Origin of the sequence: Citrobacter telavivensis (genome assembly GCF_041807075.1) — a bacterium.
GTDB lineage: Bacteria > Pseudomonadota > Gammaproteobacteria > Enterobacterales > Enterobacteriaceae > Citrobacter_A > Citrobacter_A telavivensis.
In genome coordinates, this window is the sequence record NZ_JBGUBF010000001.1 from 1601078 (window position 1) to 1623062 (window position 21985).

Here is a 21985-nt window from a genome sequence, read left to right on the forward strand (position 1 = left end):
TGCGCATATTTGCGCCAGTTGCCCGCAGACATTTGTACCTGGCGGGCGATAGTGCGATACACTTTGCAAATCGTACCTAAAAACCTTAAAAATTATGCGCCTGGTTTTATCGTCTCTGGTAGTGATGGCTGGACTTCTGAGTGGTCAGGCTACTGCTGCGCCTGAAACCGCCCCGCGTGAAGATATCCGCGACAGTGGCTTTGTCTATTGCGTGAGTGGGCAGGTCAACACCTTTAATCCGCAGAAAGTGAGCAGCGGGCTGATCGTTGACACCCTCGCCGCCCAGCTCTATGACCGGCTGCTGGATGTCGATCCCTACACCTATCGTCTGGTCCCGGAACTGGCAGAAAGCTGGGAGGTGCTGGATAACGGCGCAACCTACCGCTTCCACCTGCGTCGCGACGTGGCGTTTCAAAAAACGGCCTGGTTTACCCCCTCCCGCAAGCTGAATGCCGACGACGTGGTCTTTACCTTTCAGCGCATCTTTGATCGCAACCATCCGTGGCATAACGTCAACGGCGGCAATTTCCCCTATTTCGACAGCCTGCAGTTTGCCGATAACGTGCAGAGCGTGCGTAAGCTTGACAACAACACGGTGGAATTTCGGCTGACGAAACCGGACGCCTCTTTCTTATGGCACCTGGCAACCCACTATGCGTCCGTGATGTCGGCTGAATATGCCGGGCAACTGGCAAAGCAGGATCGCCAGGAACAGCTTGACCGCCAACCGGTCGGTACCGGTCCGTTCCAGCTTTCAGAGTATCGCGCCGGACAGTACATTCGCCTGCAACGGCATGAACAATTCTGGCGGGGTAAACCGTTGATGCCACAGGTGGTGGTGGATTTGGGCTCTGGCGGAACCGGACGCTTATCAAAACTGCTCACCGGTGAATGTGATGTGCTGGCCTGGCCTGCCGCCAGCCAGTTGACTATCCTGCGTGACGACCCGCGCCTGCGTTTGACGCTGCGTCCAGGGATGAATATCGCTTACCTGGCGTTTAACACTGACAAACCCCCGCTGAATAACCCGGCGGTTCGCCACGCGCTGGCGCTGGCAATCAATAACCAGCGTCTGATGCAGTCCATCTATTACGGCACGGCAGAAACGGCAGCCTCTATTTTACCTCGCGCCTCGTGGGCGTATGACAACGAGGCTAAAATAACAGAATACAATCCGGCCAAATCCCGCGAGCAGCTTAAGGCGCTGGGGCTGGAGAATCTGACGCTGCGGCTGTGGGTGCCGACCAGTTCACAGGCGTGGAACCCCAGCCCGCTGAAAACGGCTGAGCTGATCCAGGCGGATATGGCTCAGGTTGGGGTGAAAGTGGTGATTGTACCGGTTGAAGGTCGTTTCCAGGAGGCGCGGTTGATGGACATGAACCATGATCTGACGTTGTCCGGATGGGCAACCGACAGTAACGATCCGGACAGTTTCTTCCGCCCGTTACTCAGCTGCGCGGCCATCAATTCGCAAACCAACTTCGCCCACTGGTGCGATCCTGAATTCGACAACGTGCTGCGCAAGGCGCTCTCTTCTCAGCAGCTTTCCGCGCGTATTGATGCGTATGATGAAGCGCAGAACATTCTCGCCAAAGAGTTGCCGATCCTGCCGCTTGCCTCGTCGCTGCGTTTGCAGGCCTATCGATATGACATTAAAGGTCTGGTGTTGAGTCCTTTTGGTAACGCCTCTTTCGCCGGCGTGTCGCGCGAAAAAAACGATGAGGTGAAAAAGCCATGATTATCTTCACCCTGCGTCGTTTTCTGTTGCTGTTGGTCACCCTGTTTTTTCTGACCTTTATTGGCTTCAGCCTCAGCTATTTTACACCGCATGCGCCGCTTCAGGGGGCATCGCTGTGGAATGCGTGGGTGTTCTGGTTCAATGGCCTCATTCACTGGGATTTTGGTGTCTCCAGCATCAACGGACAGCTCATCTCTGAGCAGCTTAAAGAGGTGTTCCCGGCCACCATGGAGCTGTGCACGTTGGCGTTTGGCTTTGCGCTAATGGTGGGGATTCCGGTGGGCATGCTGGCGGGGATCACCCGCAACAAGTGGCAGGATCGCCTGATCAGCGCCCTCGCCCTGCTCGGTTTTTCAATCCCCGTATTCTGGCTGGCGCTCCTGCTGACCCTTTTCTTTTCGCTGAACCTCGGCTGGCTGCCGGTGTCAGGCCGCTTCGATCTGTTGTACGAAGTTAAACCGGTCACGGGTCTCGCTATTATCGACGCCTGGATCTCTGACTCCCCCTGGCGTGATGAAATGGTGATGAGCGCCGTGCGTCATATGGTATTGCCGGTGCTGACGCTGGCCGTCGCGCCGACCACCGAAGTGATTCGCCTGATGCGCATCAGTACCATCGAGGTGTTCGATCAGAACTACGTTAAAGCCGCGGCCACGCGCGGTCTGTCACGGTTTACGATCCTGCGCCGCCATGTGTTGCATAACGCCTTACCGCCAGTGATCCCTCGTCTTGGCCTGCAGTTTTCAACCATGCTGACGCTGGCGATGATTACTGAAATGGTCTTTAGCTGGCCCGGGCTGGGCCGCTGGCTGATCAACGCCATCCGCCAGCAGGATTACGCCGCGATTTCCGCCGGCGTAATGGTGATTGGTTCGCTGGTCATCATCGTTAACGTGATTTCTGATATTTTGGGTGCTATGGCTAACCCTCTGAAACATAAGGAATGGTATGCCTTACGATAGCGTTTATAGCGAAAAGCGCCCGCCAGGTACGCTACGCACCGCATGGCGCAAATTTTATGGCGATACCACGGCAATGGTCGGCCTGTACGGATGTGCGGGACTGGTGGTGCTATGCGTGTTTGGCAACTGGTTTGCGCCGTATGGCATCGATCAGCAGTTCCTCGGCTATCAGTTGCTGCCGCCGTCCTGGTCACGCTATGGCGAAGTTTCCTTTTTCCTTGGTACCGACGATCTGGGACGTGATGTCCTGAGTCGCCTGCTTAGCGGCGCCGCCCCTACGGTAGGCGGCGCGTTTGTCGTTACGCTCGCCGCGACGCTGTGCGGACTGCTGCTGGGTGTTGTCGCGGGGGCGACGCACGGTCTGCGTTCCGCCGTGCTTAACCATATTCTTGATACGCTGCTGTCGATTCCGTCTCTGCTGCTGGCGATTATCGTCGTCGCCTTCGCCGGGCCGCATTTAACCCATGCCATGTTTGCCGTCTGGCTGGCGCTGCTGCCGCGCATGGTGCGCTCGGTCTACAGTATGGTGCATGACGAGCTGGAAAAAGAGTACGTTATCGCGGCACGTCTTGATGGTGCCTCGACGCTCAACATCCTCTGGTTTGCCATTCTGCCCAACATTACCGCGGGTCTTATCACTGAAATCACCCGCGCATTGTCAATGGCGATCCTCGACATCGCCGCGCTGGGTTTTCTCGATCTTGGCGCACAACTCCCCTCTCCGGAATGGGGGGCCATGCTGGGCGATGCGCTGGAGTTGATTTACGTTGCGCCGTGGACGGTGATGCTGCCCGGTGCGGCAATCATGATAAGCGTTCTGCTGGTCAACCTGCTGGGTGACGGCATTCGCCGCGCCATCATTGCGGGGGTGGAATAATGCCGTTACTGGATATCCGCAACCTGACGATTGAATTTAAAGCCGGCGAAGAGTGGGTCAAAGCCGTCGATCGCGTCAGCATGACTTTAAGCGAAGGTGAGATTCGCGGGCTGGTGGGTGAATCAGGTTCGGGTAAAAGCCTGATTGCCAAAGCCATCTGCGGCGTAGCCAAAGACAACTGGCGCGTCACCGCCGACCGGATGCGTTTTGACGATATCGACCTGCTGCGCCTTTCGCCGCGCGAACGACGCAAACTGGTGGGACATAACGTCTCAATGATCTTCCAGGAGCCGCAGTCGTGTCTGGATCCCTCCGAGCGTGTGGGTCGCCAGTTGATGCAAAACATTCCGGCCTGGACCTATAAAGGCCGCTGGTGGCAGCGTATTGGCTGGCGCAAACGTCGCGCCATTGAACTGCTGCACCGCGTGGGGATTAAAGATCATAAAGACGCGATGCGCAGTTTCCCTTATGAACTGACCGACGGTGAATGCCAGAAGGTGATGATCGCCATCGCGCTGGCGAATCAGCCGCGACTGCTGATTGCGGACGAACCGACCAACGCGATGGAACCGACCACCCAGGCACAGATCTTCCGTTTGCTGACGCGACTGAATCAGAACAGCAATACCACTATTCTGCTGATCAGCCATGACCTGCAAATGCTTAGCCAGTGGGCAGATAAAATTAACGTGCTGTACTGTGGTCAGACGGTGGAAACGGCACTGAGCAAAGAGCTGGTGACAACGCCGCATCATCCGTACACGCAGGCGCTGATTCGCGCCATTCCCGACTTTGGTAGCGCCATGCCGCACAAGAGTCGACTTAACACGATGCCCGGAGCCATACCGTTGCTGGAACAATTGCCGATCGGCTGCCGTCTGGGGCCGCGCTGTCCCTATGCACAGCGTGAATGTATTGAAACGCCGCGTCTGACCGGGGTGAAAAACCATCTCTACGCCTGTCATTTCCCGCTAAACATGGAGAGAGAGTGAGATGGTCGAGACCTTACTCGAAGTCCGCAATCTGAGTAAAACCTTCCGCTATCGTACGGGCTGGTTTCGTCGCCAGACCGTGGAAGCCGTAAAACCGCTGAGCTTTACGCTGCGCGAGCGTCAGACGCTGGCCATCATTGGTGAAAATGGCTCCGGTAAATCGACGCTGGCAAAAATGCTGGCAGGCATGGTTGAACCGACCGGCGGTGAACTGCTGATTGACGATCATCCGCTCGAATTTGGTGACTATTCGTTTCGCAGTCAGCGTATCCGCATGATTTTCCAGGATCCGTCAACATCACTGAACCCGCGCCAGCGTATTTCGCAAATCCTCGATTTTCCGCTGCGACTGAATACCGATCTTGAGCCGGAACAGCGACGCAAACAGATCATCGAGACCATGCGGATGGTAGGACTGCTGCCCGATCACGTCAGCTACTATCCCCATATGCTGGCGCCGGGACAAAAACAGCGTCTGGGACTTGCGCGTGCGATGATCCTGCGTCCGAAAGTGATTATTGCCGATGAGGCACTGGCGTCGCTCGATATGTCGATGCGCTCGCAGTTAATCAACCTGATGCTGGAATTGCAGGAGAAACAAGGCATTTCGTATATTTACGTCACCCAGCATCTTGGCATGATGAAGCACATCAGCGATCAGGTGCTGGTGATGCACCAGGGGGAAGTCGTCGAGCGCGGCAGTACCGCGGATGTGCTGGCCTCTCCGCTGCATGAACTGACCAAACGCCTGATTGCCGGGCATTTTGGTGAGGCATTAACGGCGGATGCGTGGCGCAAGGATCGCTAAAGAGAAAAGGCAGAAATTATTCTGCCTTTTCTCAACTCCATAATGTGAAATTTATATCGTGTTCCGTACGGTACATCTTGCTTTTATTTATAGGTTAAATTATACGTCATTACAGATTTTACATTTCCAGCTCTTACCGGTGAGACAGATGTTTTGTAATAACGGGCCTGCATCGGAATATCGTAGATCCCATCCGATGCTACACCAGCACTAAAGGTTTCTCTGAGCTTCACCGGGATATTATTATATAATATCTGAATACCAACCCTGGAAGCTGGTTCTGAATCTGCAATATTGGCAAGTACGCCGTCGGTTGTTGCGTTCTTATCTTCTTGTCCATCCAATAATATGCTCACACTGACGTTTCCCTGGCATTTAAGCTTAATGCTAAAATCCGTTGCCTCGCTGGTGCCACTCTGTTGCAAGGTGCCGGATGAAATAGATGGCAACGTTACCTCAGAAGGTGTAGATGCATCCACGTCACAGGTATGTGCCGGAATAGGCACGTCGTTCTTCAGTACAAAAATCCACGTTCTGGTCCATCCCCAGACGCCCTGCGAGCGTTGGTCAAGTGAAATTCGTGCCACTTCCGTTCCCGCTTTCAGGATCAGATCGTCCGACGTTGTTATGCCAGTACGCTTCACATAAATTTTCAGTGCCAGTGGTTCTGAATAATCTCTGGCAGATGATGATAAAGGATCGCAATTAACATCGCTTTCCTGCGGCCAGACACAAACCGGAAAGGTTGTAGAATCCGGGAATGTTGAACCGGGAGTCTGAAAATACCCCGTATACCCCTGAATCGCCAGCGCACTTGACGTAGTGAGTGATTTTACTCTCAAGGCGTCATTCTCACTCCCCCCGACATTGCCAGTACAAGTGGTATACGTACTCATATCCGTCAGGAGTGTCATTGCATCTGAGTCAGTGAGGGTTAAATCAACACTCACCGTTTGCGTGCCATTATTTGTACACGAAAAGGCATGCACTTTCATCGGGATAACGGTGAAAATTAAGCTTATAAAAAGAAATAACGCAGATATATATCGTTCACATTTCCACATGATGACAGCCTATTATTTAAATACCAATCTATATGTGCAAATTGATATTTATACGTTTAAATCCACTTCAATCGATTGATATAAAAATATACGAGCCATTTGTAGGTCAGGCTAATAAACTACCGGCGCTGAAACATCAATAGCCCTAATGGGTATAATCAGGATCAATAATTTCGACTAACGGCACACATTACTGAACCGCTGAATCGCCGTTTGCTTCGTGTCGTCTTCAATACCTGGCGCAAGCACGTAGCTAACAAAACATTGTGATGCGCTACCCTCACCCCATTTCACTTTCAACGTCCCTTTCGACTCGGCAACACGAGCGTAGATCGTGCTCCCCTGCGCAACGGTACCAACGCTATGATCTTTTTCGTCATACACTTCAGCGCCAAACGGTAGCGCTTTGCCTGAATAAGACGAGGTAATTAAAATCGGTGTCCCCTTCTCAGCATTGAACTTCACTTTCACGACGGCACCAAAGCGAGGCACTACTTTTTGCGATGTATTATCTAACTCAACGTTACGGGACGTGCCTTTCGGATCGATTGATACATCACTCAACTGATAGGGACTTGAAGCCGGCAGCAGCGCATAACCAAACCTGTCAACCTTAATCCCGGGATATGACGGCACTGTTGCCCCTTCTGCACCTTTCGCTTCCACCAGCGTGAAGGTATCGCTGTTATAAGGTGACAGCGTCAGGCCGCCAGCGTGGGCAACCATCGCCCCGGACATGCTCAGAGACGTGCTGCGGTAGTCCGGCCCTTGGCTGTAACTGCCTGACATCTGTGCCACACGGCTCCGATACGAACCGCCCACGCTCGCGGAAGTTCCGGCCTCACTGTCATGCGTGCCGCTGGCGTTCCAGGATAATTGATTATCCGTTCCCGCACTTCCTGAAATCATCGCCTGTTCACCCGAACGACCATTTGAGTCCTGGTTGTAGCTCAGACTCATTTGTGGTGCATAGTTGCTGTCGTGGTTTTCCCACAGAGGGAATGACAGATTCAAATAATAACTGGTCTGCGATTCGCCCCAGGCATCCTGGCTACGGCTAACGTTGATGCTGTAGCTCAGTTGTTTATAGTGATTCGAGTAACCAAACTGATACTGGCGCTCATAATTATCTTGTCCCCAGTAATCCTGTAAAGAACCACTGAGATAGAGTTGGCCCCAGTCATCAGCCAGTCCCTGGCTTATCGTGACTGTGAAACGGTTTTTTTCACGCTGGATGGTATTTCTGTCTTCGCCATCTTTAACCGCCTGAATGCTTTCCATTGCGGTCATATAGTCCATATAACCGCTGCTCGAAAAGCGGTATGCCGCAAGCGTAATGTTGCTGTTGGTTTCATTAATCAGCTTGCTGTAGCTCACCTGATAGCTTTGGCCGGAAATAACCTGCTTATCTGGCGATGGCAAATGCGTCTGCGATTGCGTGACGTCAAAAGCGATCGCGCCGATTTGCAGCCCCAGCGCCGTCCCCACTTTTACCGCCTGATAATCTTTATTGGCCTGTAAACCGGTATAGCCGGTAATCAGGTTAGAGAACCCCCGCTGGTATGTCGCTTCGACCAGGTTCGGATCGCTTGAAACACTGTCACTACGCAGTTTACCCAAGCTCAGGCTGTAACGCTGACTGCCTGGGCGCAAGAGCTGAGACACCGAGGCATAAGGAATCGAAAAATTCTGCTGAGAGCCATCGGCCTCTTCAATAGTGACATCCAGGTTGCCGCCGTAACCGGTTGGATAGAGATCGTTGATGACGAAAGAGCCCGGCGAAACGGTGGTCTCATAAATGCTCTGCCCGCTCTGTTTCACCGTTACTTTCGCATTGGTTTTCGCGATACCACGGATTTCGGGCGCATAACCACGCTGTGATTCCGGCAGCATACGCTCGTCGCTGGCGATCTGAACGCCGGTAAAAGGTACAGTATCGAACAACTGTCCGCTGGTGTTGGACTGCCCAGCTACCAAACGACCAGAAATACGCGGTAAATCGTGCTGAATGTAAGTATTCAGAACGCTGTAGCGTCCCCCGCTTCCATCAGCCCAGTTATACGACCCATTATGGCGTAAATACCAGGAGCCGATATTCAACCCGCTGTTAATGGCGGTATAAAATGACTTTGAATCGTAGCCATTATTTTTAGATTGATACGCGTTCATGTTATAACTCAGCATCATCGCTGGAATACCACTGTCCCACATAGAGGCAGGCACTGACCCTCGGGGTTGTTTATTGATATAAATTTGTGGTATCGAGATATTTAACTGCTGATTCTGGTTGTCAAAATCCAGTACCGCTTCAGGAACGATCGCTTTAAGGTTGATACATTCTGTTTTGTCAGTGAGGGAATCCCACTGAGTAAAATTAATTTGTTCTTTCTTGAAATTAATCAAATTGAACACACTCAGCGGAATACAAGGGATGACATTTTTGTTATCTGCCGCCCTGAACTCGACTTCCGCCACGGTCAGCGTTTGTTGATTCAAGGCCACTGCGATTTTATAAATACCCGGCAGCACGTTAGCCCCGTTGGAAAAGCGGGCTAAATCTACGGACTGTCCCGCTGGTTGTTTCACAAAGTCAGAATCAAACTCCACTTGATCTTCTGCTGACGGCGTCAACACATCCCCCGTGGCAGCCACAGAACATTGTACAATAAGAATGTTTAACGCCAAAAATAACATAATGGGAAACAGGATAATCATAATATTACCACCAGAGGCAGAACTTAAGACTATTTGCCCTGGATATGTTTGACTGCAGCGCCATAGTCATTAATTGAGGTAAAAGTAATTGCGTGGATATCACTGACCGGATTTGCATTTTTAAAATGAAAATCAGCACTGCTTCCCGGCGCGATCATTTTTCCCTCTTCAACGTGTTTACTCCCCCCCTGGGTATAGGTCACCGTCCCGAGAGTAATATAATAAGGTGTAGGGTTTGTGGCTTTTACACCGCCATTACTGATTGACCATTGCAATGCATCTGGCGCATCACCGGCACTACCGCTTAAACCTTGCGGACGATAAAAAAGCTTTATTCGGGTTCTGAACGCGATACTAAGATGGTTATTCTCAGCGGCATTTTTTGACTTGGCTGGGATCTCCAGAACGTTCAAATAAAATATGGATTCTTTATTCGTCGCAATCCCCTTGCCATCAACCAGACTAATCCTTAACGTCTGCCCCTTTCCGGCATCGACGCGATTAATGGGAGGCGTTAATACAAACGGTGAAATAATTTTATCCGGCGTTGCGGATTGATTGCCATCATCAATCCAGCTTTGTGCCAGCACCGGTGCTTTACCGGCGTTTTTCATGTTCACAGTGACTTCATTTTGCTCCGCAGGATAAATAACGCGGGTTCCGCTTAGCACAATACCAGCACAAGAAAGAGTGCTATAACTTAATGCTGTCATCCCTGATAGCGCTACGAATAAAAACTTTACTTTACGTCTGGACAGAATCACAGGAATAAACATATTGTCATAACACTCTTTGGTCGATTATTTATAAATCAGGTCGTAAACGACTTTGCCTTGTACCGCACCAGCGCCCAGGGTGGCGCCTGATACTTTGTAGTACTCAACAAAGTAAGAAAGGGTTCCCTTTTTACTTGTAGCGTCAGGCACGACATATTGCGCGGAACCTGTCTGCCCTGCATCGCCGACAAGAATAGCGGTGTCGTCAGTACCATTTGATAATTGCAGACTTACGCCGGTCGCGGCGCCAGTCGTAGCAATATTATTCAGATGCCCGGTTGCGGAATCCACCTGAATACCATCAGGTTCAAAAAACGTCCCGACCTTGGTATCTGGATCCGTCAGCGCACAATTCGCCAGTTCGATGGTAAAAGGTGTACGTCCGGCCGTCGCATCAGTGAACGCCGATATTGCAATTGGCGGCATTGTTACGGTTCCGTCGGCAGCAACACCATTTACTGTTGCTTCACAGGTTGAAGATGTAATTTTACCCTCAAAGGTAATGGTGCCACTCGATACTCCGGCGGCATATGAGGCATTAATCATCCCCACCAATGCAGATGCAATAAGACCGACTTTAAAAAATACAGATAGTTTCATTTTCGTTCCTAAAAATAAAATGATGTCTTGACCGCGAGTCTATAGTCGCTGTATTTGCTGTTCCTGGAATAATTTTATTTTCATATAAAAGGAAAAGATAAAATGCAATAACAGCGTATACGTCGTTGCAAATCGTTCCTTCTATCCATTACATATCAGATACCCATTCAGCCCACATGTTATTTATACGGTATGAATGGAAAGCATGAGTAAAAATATCCATCACAAAAACCAGACTCTTCGATGACAAGGGATATTGTATTTATGGCGGCACTTAAAATCAATGCAACCAAAATCCAAAATTACACACCCCCTCACGCTATTCGCTTGCTGATTGCAATATTTTTTGTGGTGTAATTTTAGACTCTTATTCAGGCTCCAATTGCAGACATCAATAAGTCATAATCCAGGAGTTATTATTTTCATTATCAGGATTCAGCTTCACTATGTCAGATTCACCGACTATTGGTATTTTCTTGCATGAAAATAAGCCTGAACAATCCTTCCGGCAATTGCTTACTGCACTGACCGCTCAGGCGACCCCTCTGCTGACACACAAGGGTACGTTACTGCCGTATGCAATTGATGGAATAAATTACTGTTACTTGCTGCATAAAGGACATGTGGTGATCAACCGTACAAAAGATGGGTTATCGTTAAACGCTGAAACCGCTCCTTTTATCTTTGGTTTTAGCATGTTGAGTGACACATTAACATTATGCACATCATGCACATTAACAGATGCGGTCCTGAGCCGGATCCCGCTGGACCTGGCCATGGATATTATTCAGCAGCATGCGCTATGGGAGTCACTTTCCCATGTCATGGTGCATATTTCATCCCGCATTTTTGCGCATTGCACGCGCTTGTCTCAACCGGGGGCTTACGGCGTCATACGCTATCTCCTGTTTGAACTTTCACTGGAGTCAGAAGCATCCAGAAAATCGGAACCGGTGGTGCGTTACATTCAAAGCCGCTGTTTCCTGTCGCGCAGCAGGATTATGGCTGTCCTTTCAGCCCTACGCCAGGGGAGTTACATTGAAATAAGTAATGGAAAATTGCTTTCAATCAACCAATTACCGGTAAAATTTTGAGTTCAAGCTTTGTTGTCACGTTTTTCACTCTTTGTCTATAGTTATCAAAGAGACATGCTATTCGGTATAACTACTTTATGGATGAAAAAGTATTAACTCCACTGACACTCAATACGCCCTCCCCATGGTCAAAAACGTTGGTCGAGGCGTTACAGCCCTTCGCCACGACGCAGTCATATCGAAAAGGGATTCGCCTTGATTTTGTCGAGACCGATGAACCGCTTTGCCGATTAATTATCAATGGTTCCGTTGAGGTACACCGCACTGCTGATCATCTGCTCATGGTGCGCGTTCCGGCAACCCGTATTCTGGGTCTTGGCATCAGCGGCTGCTATATTGTTACCGCGGAACCCTGCAAAATTGCGACCCTGACTTTAGAAGAGGCGCATCAGCACATTCAGGAACTGGGTTTGTGGGAAGTACTGGCTAAACATATGGTTGTCGTGAGCAGTAAACTGTTTTTTTACAGTCGGCAATTGAGTGCCCCCACCGCCTATGAAGTGATTTGCTGCCAGTTAATTGAATTAATGCACGAACCGGAATCCTTGCGTAAAACACTTTCCGTTGAGCGCTTCATTCGTGACAGAACCCATCTTTCTCGCAGCAGCATCATGAAAATCCTTGCCGACCTCAAGTTGGGTGGCTATATCAGCATTGAAAATGGACGACTGATGGCTATCCATCATTTGCCGCAAAAGTATTGATTAAATGAGGTTGGATCAGTACAGACAGCGACTGCTGATATAATAGAAAAGTGCTGGTTTTCTGCTCCGTGACGCGAACCACTTTCAGCACTATGTAAAAATCACGTGACAATTCAGGCGTATAGTGGGCTATAATTTCAGCCTGCTATCTCTTTTATTCTGGCTACATTCGTCATAACCGAATGAATATAAAGCTAAAATAAGCAATGACATAAGGATTTAAGCTATGGGTTTTCTTTCCGGTAAGCGTATTCTGGTGACCGGTCTTGCCAGCAAACTTTCCATCGCCTACGGTATCGCGCAGGCGATGCACCGCGAAGGCGCGGAACTGGCATTCACCTACCAGAACGACAAACTGAAAGGCCGCGTGGAAGAATTTGCTGCTCAGCTGGGTTCAAACATCGTTCTGCAGTGCGATGTGGCAGAAGATGAAAGCATCGACACCATGTTCGCAGAGTTGGCCAAAGCCTGGCCGAAATTTGACGGTTTCGTTCACTCTATCGGCTTTGCTCCTGGCGACCAACTGGACGGTGACTATGTGAACGCGGTCACCCGCGAAGGTTTTAAAATCGCTCACGACATCAGCTCCTACAGCTTTGTGGCGATGGCGAAAGCCTGCCGTTCTATGCTGAACCCGGGCTCTGCCCTGCTGACGCTTTCTTACCTGGGCGCTGAGCGCGCGATCCCGAACTACAACGTGATGGGTCTGGCAAAAGCGTCTCTGGAAGCAAACGTCCGTTATATGGCGAACGCGATGGGTCCGGAAGGTGTGCGTGTTAACGCTATCTCTGCGGGTCCAATCCGTACGCTGGCGGCTTCCGGCATTAAAGATTTCCGTAAGATGCTGGCACACTGCGAAGCAGTCACCCCGATTCGTCGCACTGTGACCATCGAAGATGTGGGCAACTCTGCGGCGTTCCTGTGCTCCGATCTGTCTGGCGGTATCTCCGGTGAAGTGGTTCATGTCGACGGCGGCTTTAGCATCGCTGCAATGAACGAACTGGAACTGAAATAATCGTTCCGACTTCCCCTGTGGGCGGCGCCCTGCCGCCCATGTTCTAAAACCTTCCCCGCAATATAGCTTTTTGATCTTTGTTATCACGCAACAATCTTTCATCCCTTCCCCCGCTTACGCCAGGATAAAGCAGCGAAAACGATCCGGCGTGATTCGACGACGACGTGTCCGGGTCGCCACATACAGACCAAGGAACGCCCATGGAACAACGCCGATTCAACGGCAAAAGCCACTGGTATCATGAAACCCAGTCCAGCACCGGCCCGCAGGACGTGTTACCGCTGGTGCCCGAAGCCGCACACGTTGACGATCGCTTTCTGTTGGATTTGGTGATCCCCGAAGACGCGCTTATTCCCTTTCAGTCCTGGCTGCAACCGGCACGCCAGTTGGCTCACGAACTGTTCCCTGACACCGTTTTACTGAACCGCCTGCATACCTTTAGCGCTTATGAACGCATGAGTACCGCGTTAACGGTCGCCCAGGTGTACGGTGTGCAGCGACTCTGTAACCATTATGCTGCCCGTCTGACGCCGCTTCCCGGCCCAGATTCGTCACGTGAAAGTAATCACCGACTGGCGCAGATTACCCAGTACGCGCGCCAGCTTGCCCGTTCGCCCTCGGTGATTGATAACCGCGCACGCCAGCATCTACGCGACGTGGGTCTCTCCGCCTGGGATATCGCGCTGATAAACCAAATCATCGGCTATATCGGCTTTCAGGCGCGCGTCATCGCCACGTTTCAGGCCTGGCTTGGACAACCGGTACGTTGGGTGCCGGGCCTGGACACGCAGTCATTCGCCGATGTCGCCCCATTTCTGCAGCCCGACGCGACCTGGCATTCGGCGCACGAGCAGGTCGAACTGCGCTACGCAACGGCGGAACAGCTTGAGTGTCTGTCGCGCTATCAGCCCGTCGCCTCCCTTCAGCACATCGCCCCCAATCTGGTTCATCAACCGACGCTGCTCGCCCTGCTTGGCTCCTTACTGAAGAGCACATTGTCTGTTGAGTCCCCCGCGCACGGTTTCACCACGCTGCTGACGTCACGTATTAACGGCAGTGCAAGCTGCTTTAACCAATATGCGACAGCATCAGAAGTCGCCGAATCACTACGGCAGAGCGAACATGAGATTGAGCGGCGGGAACGGCAACAGCCGCTTGAGCGCCCGTTATTCCAGGCGATACAATGGCTGACGCGCGCGCCCGATCGTTTCAGTGCCGCACAGTTCACCCCGCTCAGCGAGTACTGTACGTCCGTCGAACAGGCAATCAATCTGTTGGCCTGGTCGGGTTTGTGCGGATGGATAAATCGTCTGAAAATCGCGCTGGGCGAGACGCATTAACCCCCTCATTGCCATAAAGAGCACTTGCCGCATCAGGTACTTTCGCGTAAAACTGTCAGCCGCTCTTATGGCCACGAAAATAGACAAATATGTTTCAGGACAACCCGCTGCTAGCGCAGCTTAAACAGCAACTGCATTCCCAGACGCCACGTGCCGAAGGGGTGGTAAAAGCCACGGAAAAAGGCTTTGGCTTCCTGGAAGTCGATGCGCAAAAAAGTTATTTCATCCCACCGCCGCAGATGAAAAAAGTGATGCATGGCGACCGAATCATCGCCGTCATCCACACTGAAAAAGATCGTGAATCTGCGGAGCCGGAAGAACTGGTTGAGCCGTTCCTGACCCGTTTTGTCGGTAAAGTGCAGGGGAAGAACGATCGCCTGTCCATCGTGCCGGATCATCCGCTGTTGAAAGACGCTATCCCCTGCCGCGCCGCGCGCGGTGTGGAACATGAATTTAAAGAGGGTGACTGGGCCGTTGCTGAAATGCGCCGTCATCCACTCAAAGGCGACCGCACCTTCTACGCCGAATTAACCCAGTTTATCACTTTCGCTGACGACCACTTCGTACCGTGGTGGGTCACCCTGGCACGTCACCATCTTGAAAAAGAAGCGCCAGACGGCGTGGCGACGGAAATGCTGGATGAAGGTCTGGAACGCCAGGATCTTACCGCGCTGAATTTTGTCACCATCGACAGTGCCAGCACTGAAGATATGGACGATGCGCTGTATGCCGAAGAACTGACCGACGGCAAGCTGCAACTGACCGTGGCGATTGCCGATCCTACCGCCTGGATAGCCGAAGGCAGCAAACTGGATAACGCCGCGAAAATCCGTGCGTTCACCAACTATTTGCCGGGCTTCAACATTCCAATGCTGCCGCGCGAACTGTCTGACGATCTCTGCTCGCTGCGCGCCAATGAAGTGCGCCCGGTGCTCGCCTGTCGCATGACCATTGCCGCGGATGGCGCCATTGAAGATGACATCACGTTCTTCGCCGCCACGATTGAGTCGAAAGCAAAACTGGCTTACGACAACGTCTCTGACTGGCTGGAAAATAGCGGTAGCTGGCAGCCTGAGCGCGAAGAAATCGCACAGCAGATTCGCCTGCTGCAACGTATCTGCCTGAACCGCGGCGAGTGGCGCCATCACCATGCGCTGGTGTTTAAAGATCGCCCTGACTACCGCTTCATTCTCGGCGACAAAGGCGAAGTGCTCGATATCGTCGCGGAACCGCGCCGTATCGCGAACCGGATTGTCGAAGAGTCAATGATTGCCGCCAACATCTGTGCCGCACGCGTGCTGCGCGACAAACTCGGCTTTGGCATTTACAACGTTCACCTGGGCTTTGATCCGGCCAATGCTGATGCGCTGGCGGCGCTGCTGCAATCCCACGGCATGCATGTGGACGCCGAAGAGGTATTAACCCTCGAAGGCTTCTGCAAACTTCGTCGCGAACTGGATGCGCAACCGTCGGGTTTCCTCGACAGCCGTATTCGTCGCTTCCAGTCCTTTGCGGAAATCAGCACCGAGCCGGGGCCGCACTTCGGGCTGGGTCTGGAGGCTTACGCCACCTGGACTTCACCGATTCGTAAGTATGGCGATATGATCAACCATCGCCTGCTTAAAGCAGTCATCAAAGGTGAAAGTATTAGCCGTCCGCAGGAAGAGGTAACCGTACAGATGGCAGAACGCCGTCGCCTGAACCGTATGGCGGAACGCGATGTTGGTGACTGGTTGTATGCCCGTTTCCTCAGCGATAAGGCCGGTACGGATACCCGCTTCGCGGCGGAGATCATCGATGTCAGCCGCGGCGGGATGCGTGTACGCCTGGTGGATAACGGCGCGGTTGCTTTTATCCCAGCGCCATTCCTGCACGCGGTGCGTGACGAACTGGTGTGCAGCCAGGAAAACGGCACCATCCAGGTCAAAGGCGAAACCGTCTACAAAGTGACCGATGTGATTGATGTCACCATCGCCGAAGTGCGGATGGAAACCCGTAGCATCATTGCCCGTCCAGCCGTCTGATAACCGGCTCTGTAACGGCCTTTTCTTTTCAGGAAAGGCCGTTTCTTTTCCCCCAAATCCCTATTCTCTCACTACACTCTGACTGTCAGCCGGATATATTTTCAACCGCGCCTATGCTTTTTTCCGGATCTGAATTACAAATAAATACATAAACAAAACAAGATGTTCAGCCGTCATGAGTTTAACTGAACGGTAGCTGCCCCTTCCATTGAGGGTTGTTCGCGCTTTAAACGGGAGGGTGTTCATTATGAAAGACATTCTGGAGTCCGCAACGTTGTATAGCTATATGGGCACTCACACGCCTTACTGGCGTTTGTCAGAAGATTCCAACACCCTGCATTTGTCCGTCACCGAAGCGACCGACCGTACGGAAAGCGTTGAACTTGCGCCCGAGCAAGCCGAACGGATCCGCGAAATGACCGTTATCACATCCAGCCTGATGATGACGCTCCCCTTTGACAACAACGATATCCCGGTGCATCTGGTGGGCCGTAAAATCAGCAAGCATGAATGGGCGGGCAGCGCATCGGCCTGGCACGATACCCCTTCCGTGGCGCGCGATCTGGTCAAAGGGCTGTCGTTTGCTGAACAGGTGGTGTCTGAAGCCAACTCTGCCATTGTGATCCTCGACAGCCGGGGCAACATTCAGCGCTTCAACCGCCTGTGTGAAGAGTACACCGGGTTGAAAGAGCAAGAAGTGATTGGGCAGAGCGTCTTCAAACTCTTTATGAGTCGTCGGGAGGCCGCCGCCTCTCGTCGCAACATCAGCGGTTTCTTTCGCAACGGCAATTCGTATGAAGTTGAACTCTGGGTACAGACCCGCAAGGGCCAGCGGCTGTTCCTGTTCCGCAATAAGTTTGTCCACAGCGGCAGCGGGAAGAATGAAATCTACCTGATCTGCTCCGGTACGGACATCACTGAAGAACGGCGCGCGCAGGAACGATTACGCGTGCTGGCGAATACCGACACGATTACCGGTTTGCCAAACCGCAATGCTATTCATGAGCTGATCAATGACGCCATCGAACAGGCGGTTGGAGACAGCCAGGTGGGCATTGTCTATCTCGACCTGGATAATTTCAAAAAGGTGAACGATGCCTATGGTCACATGTTTGGTGATCAGCTTTTACAGGCGGTGTCGTTAGCGATCCTGAGTTGTCTGGAAGAAAATCAAGTGCTGGCCCGCCTCGGCGGTGATGAGTTTATTGTACTCGCCAGCCAGACGTCGCAGAGTTCGCTTGAGGCGGTCGCCTCGCGGATCCTCACCCGATTGCGCCAGCCCTTCCGTATCGGCCTGATAGAAGTCTATACGGGCTGTTCTGTCGGTATCGCGTTGGCGCCTCAGCACGGTGAGAACAGCGGCGACCTGATCCGCAATGCCGATACCGCGATGTACACCGTAAAAGAAGGCGGACGCGGCCAGTTCTGTGTCTTCTCACCGGAGATGAACGAGCGGGTATTCGAATACCTGTGGCTGGACACTAACCTGCGCAAAGCGCTGGAAAACGATCAGTTGCTGATTCACTATCAGCCGAAAGTGACCTGGCGAGGCGAAGTCCGCAGCCTTGAGGCGCTGGTGCGCTGGCAGTCCCCTGAACGCGGGCTAATCCCGCCGCTGGAGTTCATCTCTTACGCCGAGGAGTCCGGGTTGATTGTGCCACTCGGCCGCTGGGTGATCCTCGACGTTGTGCGCCAGGTCGCGAAATGGCGTGATAAAGGCATCAACCTGCGCGTGGCGGTTAATATTTCTGCCCGCCAACTGGCCGACCAGACGATATTCACCGATCTGAAGCGAGTGTTGCACGAGCTCAATTTTGAATATTGTCCTATCGATGTCGAACTGACGGAGAGCTGTCTGATTGAAAACGAAGCGCTTGCGCTGTCCGTCATTCAGCAGTTTAGCCAGCTCGGTGCCCAGGTGCATCTGGATGACTTTGGCACCGGCTATTCCTCGCTTTCGCAGCTGACGCGTTTTCCGATTGATGCCATCAAGCTGGATCAGATTTTTGTTCGCGACATTCACAAGAAATCGGTATCGCAGTCGATGGTCCGTGCGATTGTCGCCGTGGCGCAGGCGTTGAATCTACAGGTGATTGCCGAAGGCGTGGAGAGCGCCAAAGAGGATGCTTTTTTGACGAAAAACGGCGTTAATGAGCGACAGGGCTTTTTATTTGCCAAACCAATGCCTGCTACCGTGTTTGAGCGCTGGTACAAACGTTATCTCAATAAGAAAAAGCGTTAAGCCGGCAAAATGATCGCCTGAGCGAAACGGAAAGTTTCGCTTTTTGCCTTCTACATATCTGTATGTATTCGCAGAACATATGATATTCCCTAAAGGTTCTGGCGAGGCCGAATTTTCCCTTCTCTTTTGCCGTCATTTTTTGCATCATTAACTTCTCTCATTATTTGACAAAGGATCCCCCCATGTCTGATATCGATGCTAAGCGGGTTGCCGAGCGTATTGATACCGTGCTTGATATCCTGGTGGCCGGTGATGTCCACTCCGCCATCCATAATCTCGAAATTCTGAAGGCGGAATTGTTGAGTCAGGTACAGGATGAGGCCGTATCATTGACGAAGAAACCCCGGGCCCCGTGGGAGATCTGATTTTTTCGCGCACGGTTTGCGGCCGTGTGCCGCCTGGATGTGGCACCGCCGCATGTGTTTAATCTTCGCGGTATGATTACCGCTATAAAAATTAGAGCTATGAACTCCCGACAACAAAAAATTTTGCAAATGGTCATTGATAAAGGTCAGATGAGCGTCTCTGAACTGGCCAAAATCACTGGCGTTTCCGAAGTCACCATCCGACAGGATCTGAACACACTGGAGAAGCAGAGCTTTCTACGCCGTGCGCACGGTTTCGCCGTTTCGCTGGATAGCGAAGACGTGGAAACCCGGATGATGACCAACTACACCCTGAAGCGTCAGCTCGCGGAATTCGCGGCATCGCTGGTTAACCCTGGCGAGTCGGTGTTCATTGAAAATGGCAGCAGCAATGCCCTGCTGGCAAGAACGCTGGCGGAACAGAAAGACGTCACCATCATCACGGTCAGTAGTTACATTGCGCACCTGTTGAAAGCGACTCCCTGTGAAGTGATCCTGCTCGGCGGTATTTATCAGAAAAAAAGCGAAAGCATGGTGGGACCACTTACCCGTCAGTTCATCCAGCAGGTTCATTTCAGTAAGGCGTTTATTGGCATTGATGGCTGGCAAACCGAAACGGGCTTCACGGGTCGCGACATGATGCGGGCTGATGTGGTCAATGCGGTGCTGGAGAAAGGTTCGGAAGCCATTGTTCTGACCGACAGTTCTAAATTTGGCGCGGTCCATCCTTACACGCTGGGCCCTATTGAGCGGTTTAGCCGCGTGATCACCGATGCCAGAATCAGCGCCAGCGACCGTAAGCTGATGGAACAGCGTGGCCTGACCGTTAATATCGTCGACGCTGAGTGAAATATTCGCAGATGATTTGCGCTGTGCAGATCATTTGCGCTCTGAGACTATTCTGACTCCTGAATTAAGACTATTTACCTGTTGTTCACAGGCGAAAGTCGTAAAATTAATAGTAGCGATATAACAGGAAGTGACTATCACCTGCGTGATATTACCCTGCGCAATAAGGTTTCACGGATGCTCTCTTTAATGACAGATATTTTAACTATAGTTAAAGAGAGCTTACTTCCGTGAATCGTTAATTCAGGAGAAAGTATTATGTTTGTAACGAGCAAAAAAATGACCGCCGCTGTGCTGGCGATTGCCCTGGCAATGTCTCTGAGCGCCTGTTCTAACTGGTCTAAACGTGACCGTAACACCGCCATTGGTGCGGGTGCAGGTGCATTAGGTGGTGCAGTCTTAACAGATGGCAGCACGCTGGGTACGCTGGGTGGTGCCGCTGTCGGTGGTATTATCGGCCACCAGGTAGGTAAATAATCGTAAATAATCTACGGTTGTCCGGCTCGATATAATAATACGATTATTTTTTTCTGGTCTGCACTACACAATTTATTTAGCAGTAGAAATTAAAGCCACGATATTTATATCGTGGCTTTTTCATCAACCGCCCGCCAGTTTCACTTTCAGGCCTTTGGCTTCCAGCAACGACTTAATTAAATCGCGCTTGTCACCCTGAATTTCAATTACACCGTCTTTTACTGCTCCGCCGCAGCCACATTTTTTCTTCAGCTCCGCAGCCAGTTTGTTGAGTTCGCCGTCATCCAGATCAACGCCGGTAATCAGGCAGACGCCCTTCCCTTTACGACCGTTGGTCTGACGCTGGATACGGACAATTCCATCGCCTTTCGGACGTTCAGGTGCGACTTTGGGTTCATCAATCCGCCCGCTTTCAGTCGAATAAACCAGACGACTGTTCGAATTGCTCATTACGCCTCCCGCTTCAGTAACGCGTTTATTGCCTTCAGCGTCTGTGCCGGATCGTCAGACTGCGTCACCGGACGCCCGATGACCATATAATCCACTCCCGCCTTCAGCGCCTGCTCAGGGGTCATAATCCGCCGCTGATCGCCGGCAGCACTGCCCTGCGGGCGAATACCCGGGGTGACCAGTTTAAAATCACGACCAAACGCCTGCTTAAAGCGTACCGCTTCCTGGGCTGAGCAGACCACGCCATCCAGACCACATTTTTGCGTTAATGCCGCCAGTCTCTCGGCATGCTCAGCAGGTGACAGTGTCACACCAATATCGGCTAAGTCGCTGGCTTCCATGCTGGTCAACACAGTGACCGCGATTAATAGCGGCGCATCCTTACCAAACGGTAGCAGAGCTTCACGAGCTGCGGTCATCATTCTCGCCCCGCCCGACGCATGGACATTGACCATCCAGACGCCAAGATCCGCGGCGGCAGCTACCGCGTGGGCTGCGGTATTCGGGATATCATGGAATTTCAGATCCAGAAAAATATCAAAGCCACGTTGCTGGAGATCGCGAACCAGCTGAGGTCCGAACAGCGTGAACATCTCTTTGCCAACTTTCAGACGGCAATCGCGCGGGTCGATTCGGTCAACAAACGCCAGAGCGTCATCGCGGTTATTATAATCGAGAGCAACAACGACAGGAGAATCGGTAGCAGCACGGGGAGAAGATGAAGCAGTTAACGTCATAACCAGGCCTTCTTGCTAAGGGGCAAATGGGTAAACGGCGTGCATTCTACCTGTCAGGCGCAAAAAATAACAGACGCGATTACACCTCTGCCAGGCGATGTGGCACAAATGCCAGAGTGAGGTTGCGAATAAAACCATTAGTATGTTGTAACTAAA

General features: G+C 51.9%; 20 protein-coding genes. 14 read left to right on the forward strand and 6 right to left on the reverse strand.

Annotation, left to right across the window (positions count from 1 at the left end; genetic code table 11):
* Positions 1 to 94: 94 nt before the first annotated feature.
* Genes sapA through sapF form a run of 5 tightly spaced genes read left to right on the forward strand, consistent with a single transcriptional unit; the run spans position 95 to position 5377 of the window.
* Entirely contained in the window at positions 95 to 1738 is a 1644-nt protein-coding gene (gene sapA, locus ACERJC_RS07590; RefSeq protein ID WP_373671395.1) for an ABC transporter substrate-binding protein SapA, read from the forward strand.
* Complete coding sequence (sapB, locus tag ACERJC_RS07595; RefSeq protein WP_152404421.1) at positions 1735 to 2700, forward strand: peptide ABC transporter permease SapB; 966 nt, start codon at positions 1735 to 1737, stop codon at positions 2698 to 2700. The genes sapA and sapB overlap by 4 nt, the downstream gene beginning before the upstream one ends.
* Positions 2687 to 3577: a peptide ABC transporter permease SapC gene (gene sapC, locus ACERJC_RS07600; protein ID WP_152404418.1), complete on the forward strand. Its 891-nt coding sequence runs from the start codon at positions 2687 to 2689 to the stop codon at positions 3575 to 3577. Before sapB ends, sapC begins: the two co-directional genes overlap by 14 nt.
* Positions 3577 to 4569, forward strand: coding sequence for a peptide ABC transporter ATP-binding protein SapD (sapD, locus tag ACERJC_RS07605; RefSeq protein ID WP_046480997.1), 993 nt, complete (start codon positions 3577 to 3579; stop codon positions 4567 to 4569). Before sapC ends, sapD begins: the two co-directional genes overlap by 1 nt.
* 1 nt (position 4570) lies before the next feature.
* A complete protein-coding gene (gene sapF, locus ACERJC_RS07610; protein ID WP_152404416.1) occupies positions 4571 to 5377 on the forward strand; it encodes a peptide ABC transporter ATP-binding protein SapF in 807 nt (268 codons plus the stop codon).
* An 83-nt stretch (positions 5378 to 5460) separates the two neighbouring features.
* Here sapF and ACERJC_RS07615 read toward each other — a convergent pair whose 3' ends face one another.
* From ACERJC_RS07615 to ACERJC_RS07630, 4 genes are all read right to left on the reverse strand, one after another.
* On the reverse strand, positions 5461 to 6441 hold the full coding sequence (locus ACERJC_RS07615; protein WP_371896376.1) for a fimbrial protein: 981 nt from the start codon (positions 6439 to 6441) through the stop codon (positions 5461 to 5463).
* A gap of 177 nt (positions 6442 to 6618) precedes the next feature.
* Positions 6619 to 9048, reverse strand: coding sequence for a fimbria/pilus outer membrane usher protein (locus ACERJC_RS07620; RefSeq protein ID WP_371896375.1), 2430 nt, complete (start codon positions 9046 to 9048; stop codon positions 6619 to 6621).
* 137 nt (positions 9049 to 9185) lie between these two features.
* Positions 9186 to 9932, reverse strand: coding sequence for a fimbrial biogenesis chaperone (locus ACERJC_RS07625; RefSeq protein WP_286633387.1), 747 nt, complete (start codon positions 9930 to 9932; stop codon positions 9186 to 9188).
* A gap of 24 nt (positions 9933 to 9956) precedes the next feature.
* Complete coding sequence (locus ACERJC_RS07630; RefSeq protein ID WP_286633388.1) at positions 9957 to 10532, reverse strand: fimbrial protein; 576 nt, start codon at positions 10530 to 10532, stop codon at positions 9957 to 9959.
* A gap of 446 nt (positions 10533 to 10978) precedes the next feature.
* Between ACERJC_RS07630 and ACERJC_RS07635 the strand changes: the two genes are divergently transcribed.
* From ACERJC_RS07635 to osmB, 9 genes are all read left to right on the forward strand, one after another.
* A complete protein-coding gene (locus ACERJC_RS07635) occupies positions 10979 to 11626 on the forward strand; it encodes a helix-turn-helix domain-containing protein (RefSeq protein ID WP_371896374.1) in 648 nt (215 codons plus the stop codon).
* A gap of 77 nt (positions 11627 to 11703) precedes the next feature.
* Positions 11704 to 12330 carry a winged helix-turn-helix transcriptional regulator gene (locus ACERJC_RS07640; RefSeq protein ID WP_371896373.1) on the forward strand — a complete coding sequence of 209 codons (627 nt, stop codon included), beginning with the start codon at positions 11704 to 11706 and terminating at the stop codon, positions 12328 to 12330.
* A 226-nt stretch (positions 12331 to 12556) separates the two neighbouring features.
* On the forward strand, positions 12557 to 13345 hold the full coding sequence (gene fabI / locus ACERJC_RS07645) for an enoyl-ACP reductase FabI (RefSeq protein WP_046481005.1): 789 nt from the start codon (positions 12557 to 12559) through the stop codon (positions 13343 to 13345).
* A gap of 200 nt (positions 13346 to 13545) precedes the next feature.
* Positions 13546 to 14685, forward strand: coding sequence for a CMD domain-containing protein (locus ACERJC_RS07650; RefSeq protein WP_371896372.1), 1140 nt, complete (start codon positions 13546 to 13548; stop codon positions 14683 to 14685).
* An 89-nt stretch (positions 14686 to 14774) separates the two neighbouring features.
* The gene (locus ACERJC_RS07655) at positions 14775 to 16709 is read left to right on the forward strand and encodes an exoribonuclease II (RefSeq protein WP_373671396.1); all 1935 of its coding nucleotides are present in this window, start codon (positions 14775 to 14777) and stop codon (positions 16707 to 16709) included.
* Positions 16710 to 16956: 247 nt separating this feature from the next.
* Positions 16957 to 18951, forward strand: coding sequence for a cyclic di-GMP phosphodiesterase (gene pdeR / locus ACERJC_RS07660; RefSeq protein ID WP_373671397.1), 1995 nt, complete (start codon positions 16957 to 16959; stop codon positions 18949 to 18951).
* A 182-nt stretch (positions 18952 to 19133) separates the two neighbouring features.
* A complete protein-coding gene (locus tag ACERJC_RS07665) occupies positions 19134 to 19316 on the forward strand; it encodes a YciZ family protein (RefSeq protein WP_286633395.1) in 183 nt (60 codons plus the stop codon).
* A 99-nt stretch (positions 19317 to 19415) separates the two neighbouring features.
* Positions 19416 to 20165 (forward strand): DNA-binding transcriptional regulator YciT, encoded by a 750-nt coding sequence (gene yciT / locus ACERJC_RS07670; protein WP_152404390.1) that lies wholly within the window; start codon positions 19416 to 19418, stop codon positions 20163 to 20165.
* A gap of 258 nt (positions 20166 to 20423) precedes the next feature.
* On the forward strand, positions 20424 to 20642 hold the full coding sequence (osmB, locus tag ACERJC_RS07675) for an osmotically-inducible lipoprotein OsmB (protein WP_042318738.1): 219 nt from the start codon (positions 20424 to 20426) through the stop codon (positions 20640 to 20642).
* Between the two features lie 123 nt (positions 20643 to 20765).
* Here osmB and yciH read toward each other — a convergent pair whose 3' ends face one another.
* On the reverse strand, positions 20766 to 21092 hold the full coding sequence (yciH, locus tag ACERJC_RS07680) for a stress response translation initiation inhibitor YciH (protein WP_373671398.1): 327 nt from the start codon (positions 21090 to 21092) through the stop codon (positions 20766 to 20768).
* Entirely contained in the window at positions 21092 to 21829 is a 738-nt protein-coding gene (pyrF, locus tag ACERJC_RS07685) for an orotidine-5'-phosphate decarboxylase (protein ID WP_373671399.1), read from the reverse strand. Before pyrF ends, yciH begins: the two co-directional genes overlap by 1 nt.
* Between the last annotated feature and the right edge of the window lie 156 nt (positions 21830 to 21985).

What these genes read in the sequence shown, in the direction of transcription:
- sapD (WP_046480997.1), top strand. Translation starts at nt 3,577, where the DNA reads ATGCCGTTACTGGATATCCGCAACCTGACGATTGAATTTAAAGCCGGC.
- yciT (WP_152404390.1), top strand. Translation starts at nt 19,416, where the DNA reads ATGAACTCCCGACAACAAAAAATTTTGCAAATGGTCATTGATAAAGGT.
- ACERJC_RS07640 (WP_371896373.1), top strand. Translation starts at nt 11,704, where the DNA reads ATGGATGAAAAAGTATTAACTCCACTGACACTCAATACGCCCTCCCCA.
- sapA (WP_373671395.1), top strand. Translation starts at nt 95, where the DNA reads ATGCGCCTGGTTTTATCGTCTCTGGTAGTGATGGCTGGACTTCTGAGT.
- yciH (WP_373671398.1), bottom strand. Translation starts at nt 21,092, where the DNA reads ATGAGCAATTCGAACAGTCGTCTGGTTTATTCGACTGAAAGCGGGCGG.
- ACERJC_RS07650 (WP_371896372.1), top strand. Translation starts at nt 13,546, where the DNA reads ATGGAACAACGCCGATTCAACGGCAAAAGCCACTGGTATCATGAAACC.
- ACERJC_RS07625 (WP_286633387.1), bottom strand. Translation starts at nt 9,932, where the DNA reads ATGTTTATTCCTGTGATTCTGTCCAGACGTAAAGTAAAGTTTTTATTC.
- fabI (WP_046481005.1), top strand. Translation starts at nt 12,557, where the DNA reads ATGGGTTTTCTTTCCGGTAAGCGTATTCTGGTGACCGGTCTTGCCAGC.
- sapB (WP_152404421.1), top strand. Translation starts at nt 1,735, where the DNA reads ATGATTATCTTCACCCTGCGTCGTTTTCTGTTGCTGTTGGTCACCCTG.
- pyrF (WP_373671399.1), bottom strand. Translation starts at nt 21,829, where the DNA reads ATGACGTTAACTGCTTCATCTTCTCCCCGTGCTGCTACCGATTCTCCT.
- ACERJC_RS07630 (WP_286633388.1), bottom strand. Translation starts at nt 10,532, where the DNA reads ATGAAACTATCTGTATTTTTTAAAGTCGGTCTTATTGCATCTGCATTG.
- ACERJC_RS07635 (WP_371896374.1), top strand. Translation starts at nt 10,979, where the DNA reads ATGTCAGATTCACCGACTATTGGTATTTTCTTGCATGAAAATAAGCCT.
- pdeR (WP_373671397.1), top strand. Translation starts at nt 16,957, where the DNA reads ATGAAAGACATTCTGGAGTCCGCAACGTTGTATAGCTATATGGGCACT.
- ACERJC_RS07655 (WP_373671396.1), top strand. Translation starts at nt 14,775, where the DNA reads ATGTTTCAGGACAACCCGCTGCTAGCGCAGCTTAAACAGCAACTGCAT.
- sapF (WP_152404416.1), top strand. Translation starts at nt 4,571, where the DNA reads ATGGTCGAGACCTTACTCGAAGTCCGCAATCTGAGTAAAACCTTCCGC.
- ACERJC_RS07665 (WP_286633395.1), top strand. Translation starts at nt 19,134, where the DNA reads ATGTCTGATATCGATGCTAAGCGGGTTGCCGAGCGTATTGATACCGTG.
- sapC (WP_152404418.1), top strand. Translation starts at nt 2,687, where the DNA reads ATGCCTTACGATAGCGTTTATAGCGAAAAGCGCCCGCCAGGTACGCTA.
- osmB (WP_042318738.1), top strand. Translation starts at nt 20,424, where the DNA reads ATGTTTGTAACGAGCAAAAAAATGACCGCCGCTGTGCTGGCGATTGCC.
- ACERJC_RS07615 (WP_371896376.1), bottom strand. Translation starts at nt 6,441, where the DNA reads ATGTGGAAATGTGAACGATATATATCTGCGTTATTTCTTTTTATAAGC.